The organism is Archangium violaceum Cb vi76, from assembly GCF_000733295.1.
Classification (GTDB): Bacteria; Myxococcota; Myxococcia; order Myxococcales; family Myxococcaceae; genus Archangium; species Archangium violaceum.
Genome location: NZ_JPMI01000426.1, coordinates 1 through 23,188, shown reverse-complemented (window position 1 = coordinate 23,188; position 23,188 = coordinate 1). Strand labels below are relative to the sequence as shown.

Sequence of the window (23,188 nt, the reverse complement as noted above, 5' to 3'; positions counted from 1 at the left end):
CTTCCTCCATCGGTGGAGCGCCAGTGTAGGGCCCGGCGCTCGGAGGGCAACGGTTCCAAACCCACCGTGCGCCGAGCCGTATGCGATTGGACATGTGACGAAGCCGCGTAGGATGGGCCCCTTTTCTGGAGACCTCATGAATCGGACTCTCGGCTGTGTGATGGCGTGTCTGGTGCTGTGCCTCCCCGGGTCGCTCCGGGCCCAGGAGTCCGCCGGTGGCGGCGCGGCGGAGGTCGAGGCCACCCACCAGGCCCTGCGCGCCATCAAGAACGACATGGAGCAGGCGCTCAACGCGCAGGATCTCGACAAGCTGCTCTCGCACCTCCACCCGAACGTCGTCTTCACCACGATGAACAACGACGTACGCGTGGGCAGGGACGCCATCCGCGCCTATTACGAGCAGATGATGAAGGGCCCGGACCGCATCGTGCAGAAGCTCGACGCGAAGTTCGAGGTGGACGAGCTGACGCGCCTGTACGGCAACACGGGCGTCGCCCAGGGCTCCTCGGCCGACCACTACGTGCTCACCGATGGCACGGACATCACCGTCCACTCCCGGTGGACCTGCACCCTCGTCAAGGAAGGGGACCGGTGGCTCATCGCCGCCTTCCACTACTCGACCAACGTGTTCGACAACCCCGTGCTCGACAAGGTGAAGAGCGCGGCGATGGTCTACGGCGGTATCGCCGTGGTGGCCATGCTCCTCGCCGGTATCTTCGTCGGCCGCTTCACGGCGCGCCGGAAGGCCACGAGCTGACCACGGCCGTCTCGCGCAGGAACGGGAGCTTCCGGGGCAGACGTTTCGCCCAGAAGCCCTCGATGGAGCGGTGGAACAGCCGCAGCAGGGCCACGCCGGAGCGGCCCTCGAGCCCGGCCAGCTCCACCGCCGATTGGTCGAGCAGGGCGCGCGCCCGGCCGTGCTCGGCCACCACCCAGGCCCGTCCCGTCACCGAGCCCACCAGGTCCTCGTAGCGCAGCGGATCCACGCCCTCGGCCCGTACCGCCTGGAGCACCTCGGCCGGCACGTTGAGCAGGCCCTTGCGGAGGTCCTCGTGCAGGTCTCGCAGGGTGGAGCACCAGCCGAAGGCGTCGAGCAGGGACGGGGCGTCGGGGGCGCGGACGTCGACTCCGGCCACGTACAGCATCAGGCCCACCGACAGCCGGAAGGTGTCCCGGTGGTGGGTCCGGAGGGCCTCGGCCTCGAGCTCCTGGCGGTGGAGCACGCGCTCACGGTCCCTCCGCATGACGCGCACGAGCCGCATCGCATCCGCGCGAGCACTCTCGTCTCCGAGCCCGGCGAGGAACTCGCGGCCCAGGGTGGAGGCCACGTCCATGCCGCTCCAGTGGCCGGTCTCCATCTGGACGAGGAGGGCATCCACCCACTCGAGCGGCTCTCCCGGGATGGGGCGATCTCCGTCCAGCACGTCATCCACGAGTTGGAGGAAGCAGAAGCCCGTGCGGGCCACGCGGGTCGCTCGCCACCGGGGCAGCGAGTAGCGGTAGAGCCCCAAGGCGATCAGCAGGTAGCGCGGGTGGCGGCGGGAGAAGCGGTACAGCTCCCGTGCGGAGAGCGCCTCCACCCGGAGCGACTCGAGGAAGTCCGGGCGGGAGGCCCGGGCCTCCACGAAGCGCCACGTTCCCCAGGCGAGGAGCGCGCCCGCCACCACATCGGCCAGGTGGTGCTCGTGGATGAGCAGGGTGGACGCCGCGATGGCCGCGGCCCAGAGGCCGAACAGGCTCCGCGCGAGCCAGCCCCCGCGCCCGCCATAGGCCAGGGCGGCCGTGCACGCGAACGCCACGTGCAGCGAGGGCAGGTAGTTGCGCTCGAGGTTCATCGTGTCGGCCAGGAAGAAGACGCTGGCCCAGCTTCCGCTCACCTCCCGGGGCGGCCAGGCCACCTCGACCGGGAGCACCAGGAAGCAGGCGGCGCCCACCACCGTCTGCAGGCAGAGCGCGAGCACGAAGGGCACCATCTCGCGCCACGTCCGGAAGACGAGCAGCGAGAGCATCAGCAGCACGTCCATGCTCACGTAGACGGCCGCCCAGGCGGGCACGAAGGGGATGTGCCGCTCGAAGGGCAGGTCCACGCGGATGCCCCACGTGTAGAGGCCCGTCACCGCGCTCGCGCCGCCGTAGACGAGCAGGAAGAAGAACGTGAAGCCGAGCGCCATCGCGCCCGTGAGGACCAGCTCGTCACGGCGGGGCCAGCCGAAGCTCATGGCTCCTCCAAGGGCGCGGGGAGGGGTTGGGGGCCTCGCCACATGGACAGCCAGATGCGCAGGAAGGAGGGGCGGGGCACGGTCTCGTCCACGTAGCGGCCCAGGTAGAGCCACGGAACGCGCGGGTGCCGGTGGTGGGCTCGGTGGTAGTGGTAGTTGAGGAACAGCCAGCGCACGGGCGCGGCCACGCGCAGGTCCCATGCCCCATCGCGCACGTGCAGCGGAGACCAGGCATGGTCCGCGTACTGGAGCGAGCTCCAATTGACGGCGAACGCCGCGTAGCACAGCACCCACCCGGACACGCTGAGGTCCAGCGCGAGCACCAGCCCGGCCTGCACGGCCAACATGAGCAGGAGCTCGAGCCGGATGGTGGCGCCCGGTGCGTCCTCGAGCCGTCCGAGGTAGGCGTCGGCGCCGGTCTGCTCTCCGTAACGGGTGCCCGTGCCCCGGAGCCGTTGCAGCAGGCTGGGGAAGAGCGCGAAGGCGAGGCAGCCCACCGGCACGAAGGCCCAGTAGAGCCCGGTGAGGATGGAGTACCACTGCGCGTGCTTGAGGAAGCGGTTGTCCCCGGGGCGCAGGTAGTCGAACTGCTCCAGCTCGGTGCGGTTGTTGCGGTGGTGGGTGAGGTGGAAGGTGCGTTGCAGCGTGTACGAGGTGGGAAAGAAGGCCGCCGCGAGCCGTCCGAGCCAGTCATTGGCGCGCCGGGAGGAGTGGAGCACGCCGTGCGTCGCCTCGTGGAGCAGCGAGAAGACGGTGTTGTTCACATAGGAGAAGGCCCCGGCGGCCAGCAGCCGCACGGCGAGGGGCTCCGCGTGCGAGGCGAGCCAGAGGCACCCGGCACAGGTGGCCAGGGCGGCGGCGAGGAGCACGGTGTTGAGCGTGTCCGGAATGGGGGCTTCCTCACCCGCGCTCATCATCGGTGTCCTCCGGGAGCTGGGCGGCGAAGTCGAGCAGGTGGCGCAGCACGGGGTCGGCCGCGGCGGCGCCCGGGTTGAAGCGCATCCCATCGAGCACGGAGAGGTCGCGCCGCAGGAACGAGGTGAAGAGCCACCGCGACACGGCGAGGCGGAGGCTGTCCATTCCCGGGACACGGCCAGGAGGCGTGGCGAAGGACATCAACACGGACGTCCCCTCGGCATGGGGGCGGAATCCGGCGAGCAGGGCGCTGCGGGTGCGGCCCAGGTCGCTCTCCACGGACATGAGCGTTCCGCCATGCAGGGTGATGGTCACTCGGATGTGGTCGCGAGACAGCGCCTTCATGAACCGGTCGCTGAGCCCCGTGCCGATGACGCGGGAGGTGTAGCGCAGCCGGAGCGTGAACGGGTCCACGCGCTCCACGCCAGGCGTGTCCCGGAGCTCCCGGTGGTGCACGGTGCGCAGATGCTCGATGTCGAAGGAGTTCGCCGCGATGGGCAGCCACGAGCACCCGACGGTCACGGGCGGGCCGGTGCGCCAGCGCAGCTCGGGGCCGCCCACCTCGGGTGGGGGAAAGAGGCTCACCGGCCCGTTGAACACGAGGATGGCGCCGTAGCGCTCCACCACGGGGAAGGCCCGCTGTCCCGGCCTGCCCGAGGCGTCGGCGTGTCCCGGCACCGCGCGGCAGATGCCACTGCCGTCGAACCGCCAGTGGTGCAGCGGGCAGCGCAGGTGCTCGCCGATGACGGTGCCATGCCCGAGGTGGGCCCCCATGTGGGCGCAGTGGGCGGAGAGGGCCTGGACACGTCCGCTCTGGCCGCGGAAGAGCACGAGCTCCCGTCCGCCGAGGCTCCAGCCCATCACCTGTCCGGGCCGGAGGGCTTCGGACGGACACGCGAGGTACCAGGAGCGCAGCCGGGCCGGCTCGGAGCGACGGACCGGGTCCGCCCACGCCACGACATTCACCGCCATGGCGGCAACCTACCGGATGCTCCGCTACCAGGTGAAGCGCAGGACGAAGTCCAGGCCCGGCTCGAGTTGATTCTCGACGGAGACCGAGAGCGGTTGACGCGCCAGCCGTTGGGCGCCGCTCACAAAGATACCGCGCGTCCACGCCGGACCCAGCAGCTCGCCCTGGAAGACGATGCGGGCGGCGCCAGGCCCGAGCTGTTCGTACCTGCGCTGGCCGTGCGTCATCGCCGAGCGGATGGAGGCCAGGGACCATTTCAGGATCTCGTGCATGTCCCGGGACACCATCATCCACATCCCCTTGCCCAACGGGGACTCGAGGAACCTGCGGATGCTGAAGCCCGCGAGCTGCTCGAGGACCTCGGCATAGGGGCACCCGGTCTGTCTCTCCGCGGTGAGCGCCGCCACGTCGCAGAGCTTCAGCATGTCCACCACGCGGTAGTTGAAGGAGCCCGGGCCCACGAGGGCCGGGACGAGGCCTCGGACCTCCTCGGCCACGGCGGGGCCGTAGAGCTCCGAGAGGCCGAGCAGGATGTCCTCCTGGTTCTGCCCATGGGTGAACGCGTCCGGTGTGGCCCGCGTGACGCGGTGTAACAGCGCGTCTCTCGTGTCCATCGCTCCTCCATTCTACGCTGTTTGCCTCTAACCTGTAGGCGTGGCCGCCCGAGAGAACAATCCCATGAACAAGCCGCCCCTTCCCCGGACGCAGCCGCCTTCCCAGACGGCTCGACCCCAGGCGGGAGCTCCGGTCCGCCAGCCCGTCCGCACCGCGCATCGTCCCGCCCCGGCTGGAGAGGGAACGTCGTGGCTGGCCAGCGCCTGGGCCCGGCATCCGCTCGCGGCGATGGTGCGGCACCGGTCGCGCCTCACCTTCTTCCAGGGGCTGCACAGCATGATCCGGGCAGGGCTGGCGCTGCCCATCGTGTTCTCGGAGCTGTCGCGGGGAGCGGCGAAGGATCCGTTCCGCCGCGCCGTGGCCCAGGTGGGTGAGGACGTGGCCGCGGGCTCCGGCCTGGCCGAGGCGATGCGGCGGCAGCCCGCGTGGTTCGAGCCGCGGGTGGTGGAGTTGCTGGGCGCGGCGGAGGCCTCGGGCACGCTCGAGTCCGCCCTGGCGCGCGTCACCGAGCAGCTAGAGGAGGCGCAGCGGCTGCGCTGGCGTGCCGTCTCGCTGTGCGCCTATCCCGCCTACCTGCTGGCCGCGTTCATCCTCGGGGGCTCCCTGCTGGACACCGCGCGCGGCCTCATGGCCTCGGGGAACACGAATGACATCCTCGGGGTGTTCGTCTCGCAGTTCCTCCAGAAGGTGGGGCTGGTGTCGTCCTTCGGGGTGGCGCTCTTCCTGATGCCCCTGGTGCTGGCGTCACCGGCCGTCGAGCCGCACTGGGAACGGCTGCGCATGAGCGTTCCCCTGTTGGGCCGCTTCCACCGCGAGCTCCAGGCCAGCCGCTTCAGCCTCGTGCTGGGCGTGGCGCTCGGGGCCGGGTTGGAGGCGGGGCGCAGTCTCCAGATGGCGCTCGAGGCCACCGGCAGCTCCCTGCTGCGCGGGCGCGTGAACCTGGCCCTCCACCGGCTCCGCTCCGGCGCCACCCTGACGGACGTGGTGGAGTGGCTCGACGTGCTCGATGGGACGTCACTCCAGCAGCTCGCCACCGGGGAGCGGACCGGCGACCTGGAGCCCATGCTCGCCCAGGTGTCGCGAGGACACTCCGAGTCCGCGATGCGGTGGCTGCGCACGCTGATGTTCGTGGTCATCGCGCTGCTGTCGGTGTTCCTCTTCGCCACCAACATCGGCAAGGTCGTCGGGCTCCAGGGCGGCTACCAGCGCCAGTTGGAGCAGTTGAGCCACGAATGAGGCGAATGGCCCCGGGTTTCGCCGCTCAGGTGACGACGCCGGGGACGGGGCCGGAGCAGGGCAGGGTGACGGTGACGCGGGTGCGCGCGTCCCCATCCCCGGAGGTGAGCGAGAGGCTGGCGCGTCCCTCGTAGGCGAGGGCGAGCCGGCGCTCCACGGTGGGCAGGCCGCTGCTGCCCTCGCGAGGCCCCTTGGAGGCGCCGGGGTTCTCCAGGGTGAAGGCGAGCGCGTCTCCCCGGGCCTGGACGCGCAGGGAGATGAGCCCCCGGTGGCCGGCGGCGGGCCCGTGCTTCACCGCGTTCTCCGCCAGCGGCAGCAGGACGAGCGGCGGCACGGGGAAGGACTCCAGCGCGGGGTCCACCTCGATGGAGAGCTGGAAGAGGTCCGGGTCGCGCAGCAGGTGGAGGTTGAAGAGGGTGCGCACCAGCTCCAGCTCGCGCTCCAGGGGCCAGGTGGCGGCACGCACCCCGGCCAGCACGCTGCGCAGCATGGCGGAGAGCCGCAGCACGGCGGCCTCGGCCACGGCCCCATCCGTCTGGCACCACTCGGCGATGGCGTTGAGGGTGTTGAAGAGGAAGTGCGGATCCAGGTGGCTGCGCAGCGCCAGCAACTGGGCCTGCTCGGCCTCCACCTCGAGCCGGGCGGCGCGGGCGCGCTCCAGGGCGAGGCTCTCCTCGAAGCCGATGTCCCGGCCCAGCCCCCAGCCTCCCACGAGGAAGAGGGCCGCGCAGACGGCGAGGCTGTAGCGGTCCGTGAGGAAGGTGGGCCCCATGTCCAGCACCTTGGGCACCACGGCGCCCACGGACAGGACGACGCCCACGCCCACGGTGGCGTAGAGCAGCAGGCGGATGCCGCCGTGGCTGAAGTCGAGGCCCTCGGGGAAGAGGACGCGGTAGGACACCGGCGCCACGGCTACGCACAGGGCACACAGCAGGATGCCCAGGGGCGCGGCCATGGGCTCATACGGGCTGAAGCGGACCTGGGCGGCCACCAGCGGCAGACTGATGAGGACGATGGGGAGCAGCCGCCTGGGCACGAAGAGCGCCTTGAGGGTGGCGCGGACGATGGAGCCTTCGTTCATGGCGGACCGGGTGTGAGCATACCACCCCGTCCATGCCCAGGCGGTGCGGCTCACGTGGGGGTTTCCCTCGCCCCGGTTGTGCCGAGCGCCAGGGCCCCGAGCAGGACGAGGGGGAAGAGGATGACGGCCAGGGGAACGAGCAGGGCACGGCTGGGTGAGGCCATGGTGTGCTCCGGGCTGTGGGGGGTCATCCCCACAGTGTCTCGTTTCCCTCTGACATGGGCGGCCGGCCGGCCGAGCGGTCGGAAGCCGGGGGTGAACGGTCTCCCGGCGCACCTCAGCGCGCGAGCGTCTCCGCCAGGGCCTCGGCGTTGCGGACGCAGTCGGTGAGGCCCACGCCCTTGTAGGCGTTGCCGGTGAGGTACAGCCCGGGCAGACGGGCCAGGCCCTCGTCGATGGCGGCCATCCGCGCCAGGTGGCCCACGTTGTACTGGGGAATGCCTCGCTTCCAGTGGAAGACCTCGGTGAAGACGGGCTCGGCCGAGACGCCGGCCAGCTCCCGCAGCTCCTCTCGCGCCAGCGTCACCAGGGCCGCGTCGTCCAGCTCCACCAGGTCCGGCCGCCTGGCCCCGCCCACCATGCACGTATAGAGGACGCGTCCACCCTCGGCGCGCCAGGGGAAGGTGGCCGAGGCGTGGATGACGCCCAGCACCCGCCGCCGCTCCACCGTGGGCACCAGGAAGCCGAAGCCGTCCTGGGGTGGCACGGTGCCCGGCGCATAGCCCAGGTGCACCACGGCCACGGGCGCGTAGGCGATGCCCGCCACCCGCGTCGCGAGCTTCTCGTCCAGGGGCCGCAGCAGCTCCGCCGCCACGTACGCCGGCACCGTCAGCACCACCTTCTCCGCGGCCAGCTCCGCCCGCTGCCCGTGCTCCTCCACCGCGAGCCGCCACCCGTTGCCCTCGCGCCGCAGCCCCACCACCTTCGCCCCGGTCCGCGCCACCGGCCCGAGCGCCTGGGCCAGGGCGTCCACCAGCACCTGCAGGCCCCCGTCGAACGAGGCCACCTGTCCCGAGGGCCTCGGCGCGCCCTCACCGGGCGGCAGTGCCTTCCGCGCCTCCTTCCGCGCGCGCACCATGCCCAGCACGAGGCTGCGGTGCTTCTTCTCCAGCTCCACCGCCTTGGGGAAGATGGCGCCCACGCTCAGCGTCTCCATGTCGCCCGCGTAGATGCCCGTCTGCATCGCGTCCACCAGCACCGCCGTGGCCGTGCGTCCCACGTGGCGCCGCCCGAAGTCCGCCAGCGACTCCTCGCCGTCCGGCGCGCGCCGGGTGAAGAGCTCGCCCATCATCCGCAGCTTCGCCCCCCAGGGCACCACGTCCGACTTCAGCAGGGCCGGCGGTGACGAGGGCACCTCGCGCAGCCTGCCCCGGGAATAGACGTAGCGCCGCTTCGCCGCGGGGTCCGCGGTGCGGATGCGCCCTTCCATCCCCAGGCTCGCCGCCAGGGCGCGCAGGGTGGGCTCCCGGTCCACGAAGCTGTTGGGACCCGCCTCGGTGATGAACCCGTCCCGGCCGCGCGACTGGATGTAACCCCCGAGCCGCGGGCCCGCCTCCAGCAGTGTCACCCCGGCTCCCCGCGAGCGCAGCCCGTAGGCCAGGGACAATCCACTGATTCCGCCTCCAATGATTACGACGCTCATGCTCGGTTCCACTCCCGGTGCAACCCGGGTTTCCACCGGCCGTCATTCCCGGTCAAGTACCGTGGGGCAGCGTGTCTTTTCGGGGGAGAGCGGGCATTTAATGGACGTCATGCGCTACGCCATTACCGGTGCCAGCAGAGGTCTGGGCCTCGAGTTCGTTCGTCAGCTTCTCAACCGTGGAGACACCATCGACGCGGGGGTCCGTGCGCCCTCCGAGGCCCGGCAGCTCCAGGAGCTCGTCCGGGGCGCGGAGGGCCGGCTGCGGCTGCACGCGCTGGACATCTCCGAGCCGAAGAGCGTGGACGCCTTCGCCGCCACGGTGGGGCAGGGCGAGGCGCTGGACGTGCTCATCAACAACGCGGGCGTCTACGGGAAGGATGGGGCGCTCACCGAGCTCGACTACGAGTCGATGGCGAGCACCTTCGCCGTCAACACGCTGGGGCCCCTGCGGCTCACCGCGGCCCTGCTGCCGGCCCTGCGGCGTGGCTCGGCGCGGCGCATCATCCACATCACCTCGCAGATGGGCTCCATCGGCGACAACGGGATGGGCGGCTCCTACGGCTACCGCATCTCCAAGGCCGCGATGAACATGGCCATGCGCAACATGCACGTGGACCTGCACGGCGAGGGCTTCGTCACCATCTCCATGCACCCCGGCTGGGTGCAGACGGACATGGGCGGACCCAACGCCCCGCTGCTCCCCGAGGAGTCCGTGCGGGGGATGATCAACGTCATCGACCGGCTCAAGGCGGAGGATGGCGGGCGGTTCTTCAGCTACCAGGGGCAGGAGCTTCCCTGGTAGGGCGCGCTCAGTCGTAGCTCGGGTATTGCTCGAGGGCCTTGCCCGTCCTGGCCGCCACACGGGGGTATTCCGTCCGAGGACTTCGGTGCTCCTGGATGTCCGCGACCGTGAGCTGGAAGCGGTGGTCATCACCGAAGTCGTAGCGGAAGATGAACTTGTGGCCCCGGGTGAAGCCGAACGCGCCCAGGGGGAGGTCCATCGGGTCCGGTGTCTCGGGCGGGTGCTCCTGCCTCCTCGGCGTACGTCCGCCCCGTGCCCATCGAGTTCCAGAGGCGCTCGCCGAGCCGCTCGGCCCACTGGCGCTCGTCGGCGCTCAGGAGCGCAACCCGGTGGCGGAAGCCGTGGAGCCCGGGAATGGCGCTGAATCCTCGCGGGGCCGGTGCTCCATCCAGCACCTTCTCCAGGGCGCCGAGTGCCGCCAGGAACTGTTGCCGGGCGTCCTCGTCCCGCCACACCGCGGTTGTCCGGTGCGCGATATCGAGCGTGCCAAACCAATCGTCGTCCTTCCTCATGGCATCTCCCCGGGCATGACTCAGCGGCCCACGGGAGAAGTTATCCCGCTCCACCCTACGGCGGAAGTCCAGCCGTGCTGACAATCGCCACGAAGCGCGTTACATGAAGGCCATGCGCCCCCTGTTCGCGGACCCGAGAACCGACTTCGTCTTCAAGAAGATCTTCGGAACCGAGGAGCACAAACCCCTGCTGGTGGCCCTCCTCAACGGCCTGCTGGAGTTGGATGAGGAGCACCAGGTGGTGGAGGTGGAACTGCTGTCCGCCGAGCAGCGGCCGAAGGTGCGCGAGCTCAAGTACTCCATCGTCGACGTGAAGTGCACCGACGCGCGTGGCACCCACTACGTCGTGGAGATGCAGGTGCTCAACGTGGAGGGGTTCGAGAAGCGCGTGGTGTACAACGTGGCCAAGGCGTACACCGGTCAGCTCGACGTGGGGCAGACGTACCCGGACCTGAATGACGTCATCGGCGTGACCATCTGTGACTTCGAGTTGTGGCCCCAGCAGGAGGTTCCGGGAGTGCCGATGCTGAGCCGGTGGCGGATGCAGGAGCAGCACGGGGGCGCACGGGGCCTCGGGCAACTCCAGTTCGTGTTCCTGGAGCTCCCCAAGTACGACGCGTCACGTCCACCGCGGACCGTGGTGGAGAAGTGGGCCTATTTCTTCCGGGAGACGAGTCACCTGCGGGGGGTGCCGGAGGTGCTGGCGGAGCAGCCCTATAAGGATGCGCTGGAGGCAGCACGGGTGGCTCGCTTCACGGACGAGGAGTGGGACGCCTACATCCGTGCCGGCATGGCCATCCAGGATGAGCGCGGAGCCTTGTCCCTGGCGCGCAAGGAGGGGCTCCAGGACGGCATGCGCGCGGCCGTCTCCGAAATGCTTCGTCAGCGCGGGTTGGTGCCAGGCCCCGAGGAGCAGGCCCGCCTGGAGGGGTGCAAGGACCTGGATACGCTTCAGCGCTGGCTCGTCCAGGCCCTGACCGCCACGAGCGTCACCGAGGCCCTGCGGTGAGGGCTCACGGGTAGAGGATCTCCGTCCTCCAGCCGTTGCCCTCTCGCAGGTAGACGAGCCGGTCGTGCAGCCGGCTCGGGCGCGCGTGCCAGAACTCGATGCGGTCGGGCACCACCCTCAGGCCCGACCAGTGCGGCGGCCGGGGCACCGGCTGGCCCTCGTACCTGCGGGTGAGCTCCTCCACCCGCTCCTCCAGCAGCTCGCGCGAGGGCAGCGTCTGGCTCTGCAGGCTGGCCCAGGCACCCACCTGGCTGCCCCGGGGCCGGCTCTGGAAGTACGCGTCCGCCTCCGCGTCCGACACCCGCTCCACGCGCCCCTCTATCCGCACCTGCCGCTCCAGCGGCTGCCAGAAGAAGCTCAGGGCCGCCCACGGGTGGCCCAGCAGCTCCCGCCCCTTGCGGCTCTCCAGGTTGGTGTAGAAGACGAAGCCCCGCGCGTCGAAGTCCTTCAGCAGCACCACGCGCGTGGACGGCCTGCCCTCGGGCCCCACCGACGCCACCGTCATGGCGTTGGGGTCCACGGGAATGACGCGCTTCGCCTCCTCGTAGAGGGCCGCGAAGCGTTCGAACGGATCCTGGGGAAGTTCCACGCCCCCCACCATACCAACCCGCTCCCGGAGTGCGAGCCGCGTGTTGGGGTTGACTCGCGCGTCACACACGGCATCGTCTCATTCCATGAAGATTCTCTACGTGGCCTCCGAAGTCGCCCCCTTCTCCAAGACGGGCGGGCTCGGGGACGTCGCGGGTGCGCTGCCCGCGGAGCTCGCGGCGCTCGGCCACGAGGTGAAGGTCGTCACCCCCCGTTACGGCTCCATCAAGACGGAGCGCCTCACCCCCACCGGACACCACCTGGAGCTGCGCTTCCCCTTCGGCGTCGAGCGCGGGCCCATCCTCTCGCTGCGCCCCTCGCCCAACCTGGAGCTGCTCTTCCTGGAGCACGGGCACTACTACGACCGCGGCGGCATCTACGGGGACGCGTGGGGCGAGTTCGGTGACAACCACCGCCGCTACGCCTATCTGTCCATCGGCGCGCTCCAGGCCGCCCAGCGCCTGGGCTTCGTCCCGGACATCGTCCACCTCAACGACTGGCAGACGGGGTTGACGCCGGTGGCCCTCCAGCGCGCCTACCAGGCCACGGCCCTGGGGCGGGCCAGGAGCGTCCTCACCATCCACAACCTCGCCTACCAGGGCCAGTTCGGCAAGGAAGTCATGGGCGACCTGGGGCTGCCCTGGGAGCTCTTCACCGCCGAGCACGGGCTCGAGTTCTACGACACCGTCAACTTCCTCAAGGGCGCCATCCAGTTCTCCGACGCCCTCACCACCGTCTCGCCCACCTACGCCCAGGAGATTCAACAGCCGGAGGGGGGCGCCAACCTGGACGGGCTGCTGCGCAGGCGCCAGGGGGTGCTCACCGGCATCCTCAACGGCATCGACGTGCACGAGTGGAACCCGGAGACGGACACGTACCTCCCGGAGCGCTACGGGGCGAACGAGCTGAAGGGCAAGGCGGCGTGCCGGCGCGAGCTGCTGCGGCGCTTCGGGCTGGACGCGGACACCCAGGCCCCGGTGTTCGGCATCGTGTCGCGGCTGGCGTGGCAGAAGGGGGTGGACCTGCTGCTGGAGGTGATGCCCCAGGCGCTCCAGGCGGACATCCGCTTCGTGGCGGTGGGCAGCGGCGAGGGCCGCTACGAGGACGGGCTGCGGGCCCTCCAGCACCACTTCCCCGGGCAGGTGGGGACGTTCATCGGCTTCGACCAGGGGCTGAGCCACCTGGTGGAGGCGGGGGCGGACTTCTTCATCATGCCCAGCCGCTACGAGCCGTGTGGGCTCAACCAGATGTACTCGCTGCGCTACGGCACGGTGCCCATCGTCCGGGCCACGGGCGGGCTGGTGGACACGGTGGATGGGGGCATGGAGGGGGATGGCATCCTCTTCGAGGCCTTCCACCCGGCGGCGCTGCTGGCGGCCCTGAGGCGGGCCCTGGCCCTCTACGCCGAGCCGGAGCGGCTGCGGGCCTTCCGGCGCCGGGGCATGGGCCGGGACTTCTCCTGGGCCGCGTCGGCGCGGAAATACGAGCGGCTATTTGCGTCCCTGCTGACGCAATAGTGGGTGTTCAACACAAAGCGGAGTAGGCTGGGGACGTGTCGCAGCAAGCACCTGACCTGGGCGGGTATGAGGTCGTCGGCCGTCTGGCGGTTGGCGGGATGGCCGAGGTGTACCAGGCGCGGGCGAAGCCCACGACGCAGCGCTCGCCAGGCGAGCCGGACGACGTGGTGCTCAAACGCCTGTTGCCCACGTACCGCAACGATGGCGCCTACGTGAAGTCCTTCGTCGACGAGGCGAAGCTCACCGTGCGTTTGCGCCATCCCAACATCGTCCGCACCTTCCGCCTCTTCAAGGCGGGGCCGGACTACCTGATGGTGCAGGAGCTGGTGTCGGGCCGGACGCTGGGCTTCATGCAGGAGCTGCTGATGAAGGCCCGGACGGCCATGCCGCCCGAGGCCGCCTGCTACATCTGCTGGAGCACGCTCAAGGCGCTGGACTACATCCACCGCGCGAAGCTGGGCGAGGGCGGGGCCGGGGGCAGCATCGTCCACCGGGACGTGAATCCGGCCAACATCCTCCTGAGCGTGGCGGGGGACGTGAAGCTCACCGACTTCGGCGTGGCGGACGTGGAGGGCGTGACGCGCGGGGACGCGGGCTCGCTGCGCGGCACCCTGCCGTACATGAGCCCGGAGCAGGTGCTGGGGCTGCCGGTGGATGCGCGCAGTGACTTGTACTCGGTGGGCGTCATCCTCTGGGAGCTGCTGGCCAACCGGCGCCTGTACGTCGGGGAGGGCGAGGCGGAGCTGATGCACAGGGTGAGGGACGCGCGGGCGCCGCTGCTGTCCTCGCTCGTGCCGGAGCTGCCGGACTACGCGGTGCAGGTGGCGCGCAAGGCGCTCTTCGCGGACAAGGCGCGCCGCTTCCAGTCGGCCACGGAGTTCATCCGCGCGCTGGAGGTGCTGGCCCGCCGCGCCGGGTGGCCGCTCTCGGTGGAGGCGCTCAAGCCCCTCCTGGGGGGCTGATGCGCCGCTTCCCGCTCCTCCTGCTGGTGCTGCCATGGCTGGCCGGGTGCGCCGGGGTGACGTTGCGGCCGCACGCCATGGACAAGGCGGTGCGGGTGGAGGAGGTGGGGCTCGCCTTCACGCCGGAGGGCTCCGGAGAGCTCACCCTGCGCCTGGACGTGGAGAACCCCACCTTCTGGGACGCGGAGGTGACGGGGGTGGACTTCGAGCTGGTGCTGAACGGGCGGCGCTACGCGGTGGGGACGCGCGGGTTGAGCGGCCTGCCCCTGGCCGCGGACGCGCGGCGCACCCTCACGGTGTCCTTCCCGTTGGAGGCCGCGCCCGCGGCGAACGAGCCTCCGCGCACGTGGCGGGTGGAGGTGGGCGGCGGGGTGGCGATGACCTTCGGGGAGTCGGTGCGCCTGCTGCCCTTCCGCACCGAGCGCTACCTGCGGCTCCAGCACTTCCGGCCCGGCATGCCCCGGCCGGAGTGAGGCTCGCGGGTCAGGTTCATGGATGCGGGGGCTTTCTCCTGAGACCTCGGACCTTGACCTGACCGCCCGAGTCACGTTTCATGGCCTACGTCCAAGGTGATTCGGGGGACGGGCGTGTGGGCGGCTGGCCGCTTTCCAGGCGACGCTTGGTCTCGGACCCGCTTGGTCACCTTCAAGGAGGGACTTAGTGTGTCTACGGGCACCATGAGCGCTGATTCCTACCGCGTCGATCCAGACGATCCGCGTGCACCGCCTCGAGAAATCTGGGAGCGGCTCACGCCCGAGGAGCGTGCCCACGTCGTCGACAGTCTTCCTTCCGAATTTCCGGTCTCCGAGGCCAATCCTCCCGAAGGGGATCCGCATTTCGACGCCAAGGTGCGTGTGCGCGAGGTGCTGGGAGGGTTCTTCTCCCGGGTCGGGCGCAAGGTGTACCTGGCTTGCGAGTTGCCCGTGTACTACCCGGGCGAGCGCATGTTCGCTCCCGACGTATTGGCCGTCATGGACGTGGAGCCCCACTCACGCATGCGCTGGGTGGTGAGCGCCGAGCGCAAGGGGCTCGACCTGGCCCTGGAGGTTCATGTCGCGGGCGAGCGGCGCAAGGACCTGGAGCGCAACGTGGAGCGCTTCGCGCGGCTTGGCATTCGCGAGTATTTCCTCTTCGACCGGGGAAGGTTGAAGTTGACCGGCTGGCGGCTGGCCGGGGAGGGGCGGCGTGTCTACCAGCCCATCGTGCCCCAACAGGGCTTCTACACCTCCGAGGTCCTGGGACTGGAGTTGCAGCTCGAGGGCGAGCGGCTGCGCTTCTACCTTGGCCGGGCCCCTCTGCCCGAGGCAGGCGAGATGATCGCCACGCTCGAGCGGATGGTGGGGGAGGCGGAGGCTCATCGCACCGAGGAGGCGCAAGTGCGCGCCGAGCTGGAGCAGCGGCTCGCTCAGGAGGCCGAGCGGCGCCAGGACTCCGAGCGCAAGCTGGCCGAGGCCCTCGCTGAGCTGGAGCGGTTGCGCGGCGGCTCGCGCTGAACCTGGGCGGGGGCCAGTCAAGCCGCCCGGAGTAGACTACGGAAACACCACCCCCTCGAAGAGCTCGTACCCACTGCCCTCCTCCTGGCCCCACCACTTCAGGGTGAAGGTTCCACGCGCCGCCTCCTCCGTCATCTCCACCTCCATCCCGACGACGCGCTTCTCGCCCGGAGCAAGGGGCTCCCGTGTCCACACGCCCAGCGCCTTCCGCTCCTCGCCCTTCGGCCCCACCAGCACCGCCCCCGCGGGCGTCCAGGGCGTGCTCCCGTGGTTTTGGAGCAATTGCTTCACGAGCAGTCGCACCACCTTGTGCCCGCCTTCCACACGCCCGGTGTCCAAGCGGTAGCTGTGTGCTTCCACGGACTCGAGGGTGTTGCCCGGATGCGAGGTGACGCTCTTGATGATGTTTTTATCGGCGATGCCCCCCTCCCTCAGCAGCTCCTGGGCGAGCAGGCCCAGCATTCCCCGCTGTCCGCCACACTCCGCCTCCAGGCGCGCCTTGTCCTCCCCGCATCGCCGAGCTTCCGCCCGCGCCTGCTGCTCGCCTTCCCGGTAGGACTCGAGCGAGCGCGGCTGATGTGTCACCCGCACCAGCCGCGCGGCCTCGGACGGATGCACCACCAGCGAGAAGCGCACGCCCGCCGGGTCCGCGCCATCCTCGAAGGTGAAACTCACCGGCACGCGCTCGCCCCGCGCCAGGGCTCCCAGTGGCACGAGGGTGAGCCCCCTCTCCGCCGTCATCACGACGAACCGCTCCCGCCCAGGCCACTCCACACGAGCCAGCTTCGCGTCGAAGAGGAAGCTGGTGGGCAGTCCCGGGTGGATGCACACCGCGAGTGCCTCGCCGGGCGTGTCAGCGGTCAGCTCCAGGTGGCGCGTGCCCGTTTCACAGGCAAGCGGCGCGGTGCCCTCCACGGGAGCGGCAAGCAACACGAGTCGCAACAGGGCGGCGGAGAGCACGGGCATGAGGAAGACACCTCACGAGGACGAGACCGGAGGAGTGGGGCTCTACCACACCTCCTGCCCGGTCGTGTCCATCCCGGCTTCGAGACGCCTCTACTTGAAGCCGTCCACCACGCGCACCCGTACGACGGGGTCCACCAACATCTTTCCCGGCCCGCTGCCGGGCCACAGTTCGAGGCCGACGTTGCCATCCGTGTCCAGCAGTTCCAGGCACATCGGGTACACCACTCCGAGGGGAGTGCGCGCCTCGGTGAAGCGGCCGTACACCCGCCCCTTGTGGACATGGAGCTTCCCAAAGAGGCGGGTCTGGTCCGGCAGCGCCACCTTGTAGCCCTTGCCAAAATAGTCCGCTCCCGCCTCCCAGTGTCCCGGCACGCGAAGGGTTGCGTCCTCGTGCACGTGCACGGCCCTGCCCCGCACGCTGCTCCAGTCCACGCTCGACCACTCCCCGAGGCTCAAGCCAAGCGTGCCTGTCATGACCTCCACGGCCCCGGCGGGACATGCCTGGGGCGGAGGCGCGGGGCGCTCGGACGGCATCTGCTGCGGGGCGCCCATGCAGGCCTGCAAGGCGGCGCCGGTGAGTCCCAGACACGCGGTGCGCACGGCGGCTCCCCGGCGCTTGGGGGCGGTTTCAGGTGCGGGTGCGGAGGTTGGCTGTTTCACGGGGGCACTGTCCTTTCGGAGCGCCAGCGGCGGGGCGGCGGCCGGGGGAGGGGGCGTCTCGGCGGGAGGCGCGGCCACGGCTCGCACAGGTTCCGGCGCGGGCCCTCCCGGCGCCATTTCCTGGCCAGGAGTGAGCCACCAGGCCCCCAGCGCCACGGCCAACCCCACGCCCACCGCCGCCAGCATCCGCCACCCGTGCGCCCGTGGCTCCACGGCGGGCCGGCGCTCCGGGTGCAACGGTGCCGTCCACACCACGTCCGTCCGGGCCCTCAACTCCTCCAGCGCCTCGTACAGTGCCACCGCGCCCGGGTAGCGCCCCTCGGGCGTCTTGGACAGCAGCCGCAGGCACACTTCCTCCACCGCTCGGGGCACGCTCGGGTTGATGAGGTGCGGCGGCAGGGGCTTCTGGTGCAGCACCGCCTCCACGTCCTCTCCCCCGTGCTCGGCGGGCCGGAAGGGAAAGCGGCCCGTCAGCAGCCGGTAGAGGACGACGCCCACCGCGTACAGGTCGTCTCCCGGACCGGCCCGGTAGTGCGCGCCCGGCTCTCCCGCGTGTGCACGGCCATAGGCCCACGCCTCGGGGGCGCGGTAGGGCAGCGTGCCCGGGGGAAACATTCCCTTCGTCAGTGTCGGGTCGCCCTCGTGGTAGCCCACGCCGAAGTCCACCAGCACCGCCTGGCCGGTGCCCAGGTGCACCAGGATGTTGGCCTCCTTCACGTCACGGTGCACCACCCGCGCCTCGTGCATCACCGCGAGGCCGCGCACCACCTCCAGCACCCGGTCCACCACCTCGCCCACGGTGCGTTCGGGCTCCAGCCCCCACTTGCCCAGGGTGGGGCCTTCCACCAGCTTCAGCTTCAGCCACAGGAAGCGCGGCTTGTCCTCGGGCCACTGGCCCGCGCCCACCTGGCGCCCGAGGTTGGGGTGGTACAGCAGCATGCCCAGCGACAGCTCGCGCCAGGCGCGCTCGGTGCGTTCGGAGCCCTCCTCCAGCGGCAGCATCTTGAGGGCGAACAGGTGGCCCTCGGGGCTGCGCACCCGGTAGACGATGGCGAAGCCGCCGCGGCCCAGCACCCCCTCCACCACGTCTCCGCCAATGAGCGTGCCAACGGGCAGCGGAGGGACGTCGAGCGGATTCACGGCACCCACGCCGTGCAAGGGGACGGGAGGAGCGGGGGCGGGGGAGGGCGAAGGTGTGGACACGCGGGGCCTACCTCGTAGAACCTCAACGTAGCAGGTCGAGCACCCGGCCGGGGCCATGCAACGCGCGCCCATCGCCCTCCTCACTCGGAGCCGGTGTCGTGCGCGGCTCCTGCCTACCCATGGCGTCCTGCTCTCCTGGGCCAACCTGGTGGCTTGACGGAGGCGCCCGCGGTTGCGTGTACTTCCGGGGCGGCGGCATCTGCCCGCCCCGCTTCCGGAGGTCCGCCGTGTCCACCCGTCTTCCTGACGCTCGCGCCCAGGGCCCGGGCCTGGGCCGCCGTTCTGGTACCTGGGCCCTCCTCATCCTGTTCCAGTTCGCGTGTGCCACGAGCACGCCCCACGGCGGTCTCCTCACAGGCGGCCGCGCCCCTCCGCGCACGTCCCCGCCGGCTGCCCGGGAGCGGGTGGCGGCCCCGGTGGAGCCAGGCCTGGAGTCGGCCACGGTGTACGAGGTGGACTTCCTGGAGCCCGGGGCCGTTGCCACCCGGCCGGTGCGCATCCCCCCGGCCGAGTTCCAGCGCGCCTTCCATCGGCTCGCCCGGGAGGTGCGGCTGGGGACAATGACACCCCAGCAAGCCGCCCGCGCGTTGCTCGCCACTGGGGGGCCGCCGGCCGAGGCGGAGTGGGTGGAAGCCTCGGGCCACTGGCGGCTGGAGGCGTACGCGGGCCAGGGCCTCACCTGGATACCCGAGCACCAGACGGGCCCCGTCTCCCTCACTCCCGAGGCCGAAGCGGCCGTGAGAGACGACTACCTGGCATGGTGTGCGCCCGAGGGGGGTGGTGACTGCCGGGCCCTGCTGGACGATGGGCCATACCTGAGCGCCGAGGACCGACGCGTGTTGGCCCTATCCATTGCCTTGGGCCACGTGCTGGAGGAGACGAAGGGGGCGCTGGGCCGCGAGTTGCTGGACACCCGGGCGCTCGTCTCCATGGTTGTGTGGACGCTGGCCCTCTACTGCGCCATGTGGCTGGTGCCCGAGCCGACCACCAAGGCCCTGGCCGCTGGCATGACCCTGCTGCTCATCGGCTACCTGGGCCTGGGCACGGTGTACGGGCTGATGGATGGCTGGGCGCGCATGGCGGACGCGGCGCACCATGCCACCACCTTCGCGGAATTGCGCGCGGCCGGTGCGCAGTTCGGCAGGGGGCTGGGCGAGGACGCGGCGAGGGCGATGATTCTGGCGGTGGCCAGCTTGAGCGGGCACACGCTGGGGCAGGTGATGGCGCGGGTGAAGTCACTGCCGGGCTTCCGTCTGGCGGGAGCGCAGTTCAACGCGCAAGGCGGGGCGGCCGTCATGGGCCGGCTGGAAGGCACGGAGGCGGCAATCGCCTCGGAGGGGGCGCTGGCCCGGGCGGTGGCGGCGGCGGAGAGGGTGGCCACCTCACCGCAAGGCCCCCTGGCCGTGGTGATGCTCAAGAAGGGACCGGGGCATGGGACGGAAATGGCGCCGGGAGGCCGCTCCGCCACCACCGTCATCCGGCACCGGGGCGGCAACCGCCAGGTGCAACTGAGCGACGGCCCGCGCTGGCACATTCCCCGAGGCAGGTCGGTGGCGGACATCCCTGTCGAGGACAGGGTAGGTGACATGCTCCAGGAGGCTGTCACCCAGGCCGCGAGGAAGTGGGGACCCCACAGGCTTTCGGGCGCCGAAAAGCGGGCCATCGCCGAGGCTCAGAGAAAAGGCGAGTACTGGCTGGCGCGGCTGCTGGAGCGGGAGGCCCGGGGGCGCTTTGTCGAGAACGAAGTCAGCCGTCAGTTCAAGCACCTCTACAACTTCAGCCGGAACAAGGGAGTTGATGTGGAAGTCCCGGGTGGCTTCAAATACGAGATCCTCTCGGGAACGGAGTCGAATCTGGCGCGGCATGGCCGACGAATGGCAGGCGAGTTCTTCCGGATGCTCACCTTCTGAGAGGGCGGCGGATGCTCTACAACAAGGTTTTCTACGAGGACCGGGAAATCGAAAACGAGCGGCTGGAGCTGACCGACAAGGGCTCGCTCTACTTCCTTGGTTCCAATGTGACGTTCAGGAATTGCACCCTCGTCCTGAAGGTCTCCGGCAGGAACCTGATCTTCGACCAAGGTACGCGGTTCATCGACTGCACCTTCGAAGTGAAGCAGGAATTGAGGAACCACCAGGATTGGGTGTTCTCATCACTCAAGGGGTGCAGGTTCAAAGGGCGGCTGACAGGGTGCGATTTCGGGCACTGGCCCGAGTACTCGGAGAGAGCGGGGCACGGGTCCATTCAGGACTGTGACTTCACCGAGGCCCGGCTGGACGCCTGCCGCATCATGAGCTGTGACCCCGCCACCATCCGCTTTCCCAGGTGGCCCTGCTTCACCATCCTGGACCCCATCGGGCGAGCCCCCCAACTGCGCGGCGTGACGTGGCCGGGTCTGGTCGGTGACGTCATCGTGGAGGAGCTCCACACCCATCCAGTTCCTACCAGGGCCTTGACCTATTACGCCCCAGTCCTGGCTGAACGGCTTGAGGCGTCGCTCGAAGAGATCCGCACCGTCATTGAGCAGTTCGACTGCATCGTCTATTGACGGGACAGTGCGGAGCCGGGGATGGGCAACCTGCCCGGTCTACCCGAAGTCGGTGTTGACCCGAGGCTCCGGCGGACGTCAGGCCTTGAGCTCCTGGCCCGCGCCGTCCTTGCCCGCCCCGTCCTTGGTCGCCGCGGCGGGCTCCTTGCTGGACGTCTTGAGCTTCGTCATCCGCACGCGGTCGATGCGCGCGCCTTCCTTGGCGTGCACCGTGAAGGCCCAGCCGTTGTAGGTGAAGCGCTCGCCCACGTCCGGCAGGTGCCCGGCCAGCGACGACAGGAAGCCACCCAGCGTGTCGAAGTCGCCGTCCGGCAGCGAGAAGCCGAAGGCCTGGGTGAACTGCTCCACCTCCATGGCGGCGTCCACCAGGAAGCTCCCGTCCTGCTGCTTCTCCACCTGCTTCTCCTCCACCTCGAACTCGTCGCCGATGTCGCCGACGATCTCCCGGAGGATGTCCTCCAACGTGACGATCCCCATGAAGCCGCCGTACTCGTCCACGACGATGGCCATGTGGATCTTCTTGCGCTGCATCTCGCGCAGCAGATCTCCAATCGGCTTGAGCCACGGCACGAAGTGGGCCGGACGGATGATGTCCTGCAGGACGATGAGCTCCGGATGCTGGAGCAGCGGAATCAGGTCGCGCGCGTGCAGCACGCCGAGGATGTGGTCCACGTCATCCCGGTAGACGGGGATGCGCGAGTGGTTCTCCTCGGCCAGCAGGCGCAACACCTGCTCGGGCGGGGTGGAGATGTCCACGCACACCACCTCGGTGCGGGGCACCATCACGTCGCGGCAGCGCTTGTCGGACAGCTCGAAGATGGAGCGGATGAGCTGGGGCGCGCTCTGGTCCACCTCCTCCTTGGCGGCCTGGGCGGCGAGCAGCTTCTCCAGCTCCTCGAGGGGTGGAGGCGGAGGCTCGAAGCGCAAGGTGCGGCCGAAGCCACGGGCCACGAGGTTGATGGGGGCCATGAGCAGCCGCATGGGCGGGTAGAAGAGGAAGACGAGCACCGAGACGAGCCAGGACAGGCGCAACGCCCAGCGCTCGGGGCCGGCGTTGGCCAGGCCGCGCATCGTCACCTCGATGAGGGCGGCGAGCACGCCCACCAGCAGGGCGCCCGCGAGCACCGTGGCCACCTCCAGCCAGAAGGCATCGCCCCAGCGCTTGAAGTCCAGCAGCTGCGGGGGCACGAAGGAGCCGATGGCGGCGGCGAGGAAGCCGCACAGCACGCTGCCCATGCGCAGGGCGGTGGCGGTGGCCTCCCGCTCCGTCTTGTGCCGGAGCACCCGGCCGCCGGCTTTCGGGGTGGACTTCGCCAGATCCTGGGCACGCAGGTCGGAGGTGCCGTAGAGGGCGGACTCGGCGGCGGCGACGAAGCCCCGGAGCAGGATGAGGGCCAGGCAGGCGGTCCAGAGGACCCAAGTAGGCATAGGGCCTTCCTACATAGCCCGTGGTAAGAGAAGACGCACACTTTCCGAGAGGAACTGGGTGCGATGCGTCCACCAGTGAGCCGCAGGGCCCTTCCATTGCTCGCTTCCCTGGCCGCCCTCCTGATGGCGCTGTCGCCCCTCCAGGCCCTGGCCTGGCCGGTGGACCTGGTGATGCCGCTGGAGCCGGGCAAGGAGCGCTTCCACAAGCTGAGCGTCGTGGACTTCGTGGAGGTGGAGGACCCGTCCATCGCCACCGCGGAGATACTCGAGGGCAGCAACGAGCTGTTGCTCACGGGGCTCAAGCCCGGGCGGACCCTGCTGTTGCTGTACGCCGAGGGGAAGTTCGCCGTGTGGAGGCTGGTGGTGGGGACGCCTCCCGAGCCCCTGCCCGCCTCGGAGCCCCTGGTGGCCGCGGCGCGCAAGGCCTGCCCGGGACTCAAGGTGAGCCAGGGGGCCGAGCGGGGCCTGACGGCCGAGGCGAAGGACACGCGCTGCCGTGAGGCGCTGCGCGCGCTGCTGAAGACGGACGCGTTCCTGGCGCGTGAGCTGGAGCTGACCTTCGAGTTGCCCCTGCTCCAGGAGCAACTGGGGACCTTGACGCCGGTGTTGAAGGGCCTGGGCCTCGGCGTGAGCTATCACGGGGCCGGACTGGTGCTGACGGGCACCACCACTCCGGAGGGGCACCGGAAGGCACTCTGGGAGCTGTTCCGTCAGTCCGTGGGCCGTGTGCCGCTGGAGGACCGCGTCACCGTGAATCGGCCCAAGCCTCCCGATGATGCTGGCACCCCGCCAGGTGAGCCGCTGAACCCGCGCTGACACCGT

General features: G+C 70.2%; 21 protein-coding genes and 1 pseudogene. 11 read left to right on the top strand and 11 right to left on the bottom strand.

All coding sequences use genetic code 11. From position 1 onward, the window contains the following. Positions 1-136 precede the first annotated feature (136 nt). A complete protein-coding gene (locus Q664_RS51110; protein WP_043414849.1) occupies positions 137-757 on the top strand; it encodes an SgcJ/EcaC family oxidoreductase in 621 nt (206 codons plus the stop codon). On the opposite strand, the gene Q664_RS51105 is transcribed toward Q664_RS51110, so the two are convergent. Genes Q664_RS51105 through Q664_RS51090 form a run of 4 tightly spaced genes read right to left on the bottom strand, consistent with a single transcriptional unit; the run spans position 729 to position 4,718 of the window. Further along, entirely contained in the window at positions 729-2,219 is a 1,491-nt protein-coding gene (locus Q664_RS51105; protein ID WP_043414846.1) for a phosphatase PAP2 family protein, read from the bottom strand. The two genes, Q664_RS51110 and Q664_RS51105, sit on opposite strands and share 29 nt — an antisense overlap. Continuing rightward, positions 2,216-3,136 carry a fatty acid desaturase gene (locus tag Q664_RS51100; protein WP_043414844.1) on the bottom strand — a complete coding sequence of 307 codons (921 nt, stop codon included), beginning with the start codon at positions 3,134-3,136 and terminating at the stop codon, positions 2,216-2,218. Before Q664_RS51100 ends, Q664_RS51105 begins: the two co-directional genes overlap by 4 nt. Beyond that, the gene (locus Q664_RS51095) at positions 3,120-4,106 is read right to left on the bottom strand and encodes a Rieske 2Fe-2S domain-containing protein (RefSeq protein WP_043414840.1); all 987 of its coding nucleotides are present in this window, start codon (positions 4,104-4,106) and stop codon (positions 3,120-3,122) included. The genes Q664_RS51100 and Q664_RS51095 overlap by 17 nt, the downstream gene beginning before the upstream one ends. Before the next feature lie 24 nt (positions 4,107-4,130). Beyond that, positions 4,131-4,718: a DUF2378 family protein gene (locus tag Q664_RS51090; RefSeq protein WP_043414838.1), complete on the bottom strand. Its 588-nt coding sequence runs from the start codon at positions 4,716-4,718 to the stop codon at positions 4,131-4,133. A 64-nt stretch (positions 4,719-4,782) separates the two neighbouring features. On the opposite strand from Q664_RS51090, the gene Q664_RS51085 reads away from it, so the two are divergent. Then, entirely contained in the window at positions 4,783-5,955 is a 1,173-nt protein-coding gene (locus Q664_RS51085) for a type II secretion system F family protein (RefSeq protein ID WP_043414835.1), read from the top strand. Between the two features lie 25 nt (positions 5,956-5,980). On the opposite strand, the gene Q664_RS51080 is transcribed toward Q664_RS51085, so the two are convergent. Together Q664_RS51080 and hemG are read right to left on the bottom strand one after the other, a co-directional pair. Next, on the bottom strand, positions 5,981-7,036 hold the full coding sequence (locus Q664_RS51080) for a sensor histidine kinase (RefSeq protein WP_043414831.1): 1,056 nt from the start codon (positions 7,034-7,036) through the stop codon (positions 5,981-5,983). Between the two features lie 277 nt (positions 7,037-7,313). Further along, positions 7,314-8,678, bottom strand: a complete 1,365-nt coding sequence (gene hemG / locus Q664_RS51075; RefSeq protein ID WP_043414829.1) for a protoporphyrinogen oxidase — start codon at positions 8,676-8,678, stop codon at positions 7,314-7,316. A gap of 109 nt (positions 8,679-8,787) precedes the next feature. Between hemG and Q664_RS51070 the strand changes: the two genes are divergently transcribed. Further along, a complete protein-coding gene (locus Q664_RS51070) occupies positions 8,788-9,480 on the top strand; it encodes an SDR family oxidoreductase (protein ID WP_043414873.1) in 693 nt (230 codons plus the stop codon). 7 nt (positions 9,481-9,487) lie between these two features. On the opposite strand, the pseudogene Q664_RS51065 reads toward Q664_RS51070, so the two are convergent. Then, positions 9,488-9,700: pseudogene (locus Q664_RS51065) on the bottom strand (IS1096 element passenger TnpR family protein); the annotation flags it as partial. 395 nt (positions 9,701-10,095) lie between these two features. Between Q664_RS51065 and Q664_RS51060 the strand changes: the two are divergent. Continuing rightward, on the top strand, positions 10,096-11,001 hold the full coding sequence (locus Q664_RS51060; RefSeq protein WP_043414825.1) for an Rpn family recombination-promoting nuclease/putative transposase: 906 nt from the start codon (positions 10,096-10,098) through the stop codon (positions 10,999-11,001). A gap of 4 nt (positions 11,002-11,005) precedes the next feature. On the opposite strand, the gene pdxH is transcribed toward Q664_RS51060, so the two are convergent. Further along, positions 11,006-11,602, bottom strand: a complete 597-nt coding sequence (gene pdxH, locus Q664_RS51055) for a pyridoxamine 5'-phosphate oxidase (protein WP_043414822.1) — start codon at positions 11,600-11,602, stop codon at positions 11,006-11,008. 73 nt (positions 11,603-11,675) lie between these two features. On the opposite strand from pdxH, the gene glgA reads away from it, so the two are divergent. The 4 genes from glgA to Q664_RS51035 all read left to right on the top strand — a co-directional run bounded on the left by glgA (position 11,676) and on the right by Q664_RS51035 (position 15,561). Next, positions 11,676-13,106 (top strand): glycogen synthase GlgA, encoded by a 1,431-nt coding sequence (gene glgA / locus Q664_RS51050; protein WP_043414819.1) that lies wholly within the window; start codon positions 11,676-11,678, stop codon positions 13,104-13,106. A gap of 35 nt (positions 13,107-13,141) precedes the next feature. After that, positions 13,142-14,068, top strand: coding sequence for a serine/threonine protein kinase (locus tag Q664_RS51045; protein ID WP_043414816.1), 927 nt, complete (start codon positions 13,142-13,144; stop codon positions 14,066-14,068). Then, the gene (locus tag Q664_RS51040) at positions 14,068-14,541 is read left to right on the top strand and encodes a hypothetical protein (RefSeq protein ID WP_043414814.1); all 474 of its coding nucleotides are present in this window, start codon (positions 14,068-14,070) and stop codon (positions 14,539-14,541) included. Before Q664_RS51045 ends, Q664_RS51040 begins: the two co-directional genes overlap by 1 nt. Positions 14,542-14,745: 204 nt before the next feature. After that, positions 14,746-15,561 (top strand): Uma2 family endonuclease, encoded by an 816-nt coding sequence (locus Q664_RS51035; RefSeq protein ID WP_052519754.1) that lies wholly within the window; start codon positions 14,746-14,748, stop codon positions 15,559-15,561. Positions 15,562-15,597: 36 nt separating this feature from the next. On the opposite strand, the gene Q664_RS51030 is transcribed toward Q664_RS51035, so the two are convergent. Further along, positions 15,598-16,527: a DUF2381 family protein gene (locus tag Q664_RS51030; RefSeq protein WP_043414807.1), complete on the bottom strand. Its 930-nt coding sequence runs from the start codon at positions 16,525-16,527 to the stop codon at positions 15,598-15,600. A 90-nt stretch (positions 16,528-16,617) separates the two neighbouring features. Beyond that, positions 16,618-18,327 carry a serine/threonine protein kinase gene (locus tag Q664_RS51025; protein WP_075207747.1) on the bottom strand — a complete coding sequence of 570 codons (1,710 nt, stop codon included), beginning with the start codon at positions 18,325-18,327 and terminating at the stop codon, positions 16,618-16,620. Positions 18,328-18,617: 290 nt separating this feature from the next. Here Q664_RS51025 and sitA5 point away from each other — a divergent pair, with 290 nt between their 5' ends. Further along, a complete protein-coding gene (gene sitA5, locus Q664_RS53985; RefSeq protein WP_075207746.1) occupies positions 18,618-20,300 on the top strand; it encodes a SitA5 family polymorphic toxin in 1,683 nt (560 codons plus the stop codon). A gap of 11 nt (positions 20,301-20,311) precedes the next feature. Next, a complete protein-coding gene (locus Q664_RS53980) occupies positions 20,312-20,938 on the top strand; it encodes a hypothetical protein (protein WP_052519752.1) in 627 nt (208 codons plus the stop codon). Positions 20,939-21,016: 78 nt separating this feature from the next. On the opposite strand, the gene Q664_RS51010 is transcribed toward Q664_RS53980, so the two are convergent. Beyond that, positions 21,017-22,366: a hemolysin family protein gene (locus Q664_RS51010; RefSeq protein ID WP_043414802.1), complete on the bottom strand. Its 1,350-nt coding sequence runs from the start codon at positions 22,364-22,366 to the stop codon at positions 21,017-21,019. A gap of 63 nt (positions 22,367-22,429) precedes the next feature. Here Q664_RS51010 and Q664_RS51005 point away from each other — a divergent pair, with 63 nt between their 5' ends. Then, positions 22,430-23,182, top strand: a complete 753-nt coding sequence (locus Q664_RS51005) for an Ig-like domain-containing protein (protein ID WP_052519751.1) — start codon at positions 22,430-22,432, stop codon at positions 23,180-23,182. The last annotated feature ends 6 nt before the right edge of the window (positions 23,183-23,188 follow it).

Excerpts from the sequence above, each read along its gene's own strand:
- Q664_RS51110 (WP_043414849.1), top strand. The coding sequence starts at position 137 with ATGAATCGGACTCTCGGCTGTGTGATGGCGTGTCTGGTGCTGTGCCTC.
- Q664_RS51090 (WP_043414838.1), bottom strand. The coding sequence starts at position 4,718 with ATGGACACGAGAGACGCGCTGTTACACCGCGTCACGCGGGCCACACCG.
- Q664_RS51030 (WP_043414807.1), bottom strand. The coding sequence starts at position 16,527 with ATGCCCGTGCTCTCCGCCGCCCTGTTGCGACTCGTGTTGCTTGCCGCT.
- Q664_RS53980 (WP_052519752.1), top strand. The coding sequence starts at position 20,312 with ATGCTCTACAACAAGGTTTTCTACGAGGACCGGGAAATCGAAAACGAG.
- pdxH (WP_043414822.1), bottom strand. The coding sequence starts at position 11,602 with ATGGTGGGGGGCGTGGAACTTCCCCAGGATCCGTTCGAACGCTTCGCG.
- Q664_RS51070 (WP_043414873.1), top strand. The coding sequence starts at position 8,788 with ATGCGCTACGCCATTACCGGTGCCAGCAGAGGTCTGGGCCTCGAGTTC.
- Q664_RS51035 (WP_052519754.1), top strand. The coding sequence starts at position 14,746 with ATGAGCGCTGATTCCTACCGCGTCGATCCAGACGATCCGCGTGCACCG.
- Q664_RS51095 (WP_043414840.1), bottom strand. The coding sequence starts at position 4,106 with ATGGCGGTGAATGTCGTGGCGTGGGCGGACCCGGTCCGTCGCTCCGAG.
- Q664_RS51100 (WP_043414844.1), bottom strand. The coding sequence starts at position 3,136 with ATGATGAGCGCGGGTGAGGAAGCCCCCATTCCGGACACGCTCAACACC.
- hemG (WP_043414829.1), bottom strand. The coding sequence starts at position 8,678 with ATGAGCGTCGTAATCATTGGAGGCGGAATCAGTGGATTGTCCCTGGCC.
- Q664_RS51080 (WP_043414831.1), bottom strand. The coding sequence starts at position 7,036 with ATGAACGAAGGCTCCATCGTCCGCGCCACCCTCAAGGCGCTCTTCGTG.
- Q664_RS51060 (WP_043414825.1), top strand. The coding sequence starts at position 10,096 with ATGAAGGCCATGCGCCCCCTGTTCGCGGACCCGAGAACCGACTTCGTC.
- Q664_RS51105 (WP_043414846.1), bottom strand. The coding sequence starts at position 2,219 with ATGAGCTTCGGCTGGCCCCGCCGTGACGAGCTGGTCCTCACGGGCGCG.
- glgA (WP_043414819.1), top strand. The coding sequence starts at position 11,676 with ATGAAGATTCTCTACGTGGCCTCCGAAGTCGCCCCCTTCTCCAAGACG.
- Q664_RS51085 (WP_043414835.1), top strand. The coding sequence starts at position 4,783 with ATGAACAAGCCGCCCCTTCCCCGGACGCAGCCGCCTTCCCAGACGGCT.
- Q664_RS51010 (WP_043414802.1), bottom strand. The coding sequence starts at position 22,366 with ATGCCTACTTGGGTCCTCTGGACCGCCTGCCTGGCCCTCATCCTGCTC.
- Q664_RS51040 (WP_043414814.1), top strand. The coding sequence starts at position 14,068 with ATGCGCCGCTTCCCGCTCCTCCTGCTGGTGCTGCCATGGCTGGCCGGG.
- Q664_RS51005 (WP_052519751.1), top strand. The coding sequence starts at position 22,430 with ATGCGTCCACCAGTGAGCCGCAGGGCCCTTCCATTGCTCGCTTCCCTG.